The organism is Streptococcus mitis (genome assembly GCF_047464035.1).
Lineage (GTDB): Bacteria > Bacillota > Bacilli > Lactobacillales > Streptococcaceae > Streptococcus > Streptococcus mitis_DX.
This window is the reverse complement of record NZ_JASHCQ010000058.1, coordinates 1-507: the sequence shown is the minus strand read 5'-3', so window position 1 is coordinate 507 and position 507 is coordinate 1. Positions and strand designations below refer to the sequence as shown.

The 507-nt window shown below is 36.5% G+C and carries 1 protein-coding gene; it reads left to right on the top strand.

The window, feature by feature from the left end:
- The first annotated feature begins 41 nt into the window (after positions 1 to 41).
- Positions 42 to 506 carry an IS200/IS605 family transposase gene (gene tnpA / locus QM818_RS09015; RefSeq protein ID WP_000057429.1) on the top strand — a complete coding sequence of 155 codons (465 nt, stop codon included), beginning with the start codon at positions 42 to 44 and terminating at the stop codon, positions 504 to 506.
- Position 507 lies beyond the last annotated feature (1 nt).

The following is a 507-nucleotide window of genomic DNA, read 5'->3' as shown; positions in this document are numbered from 1 at the left end:
TAAAGGTGTTCAAGCCAATTGTAAAGCGAAAGGAGAAAAATATGGCACAAAAGGCTCATAGTTTATCGCACACAAAGTGGCACTGTAAGTATCACATTGTGTTCACCCCTAAGTATAGACGAAAAGTTATCTATAATCAATATCGAAGTAGTTTAGGCGAAATATTTCATCGCTTGTGTAGTTATAAAGGAGTTGAAATTATCGAGGGTCACTTAATGCCAGACCATGTACACATGTTAGTAAGTATTCCACCAAGGATAAGTGTTTCGAGTTTCATGGGTTATTTAAAAGGAAAAAGTGCACTCATGATGTTTGACAAACACGCCAATCTCAAGTACAAGTTTGGGAATCGGCATTTCTGGGCGGAAGGTTACTATGTGAGTACAGTAGGGCTTAATGAAGCCACAATTAAGAAATATATTCAAGAACAGGAAAAGCATGATATAGCACTAGATAAATTAAGTGTAAAAGAATATGAGGATCCCTTTAGGGATAGTGGTAAGTAAT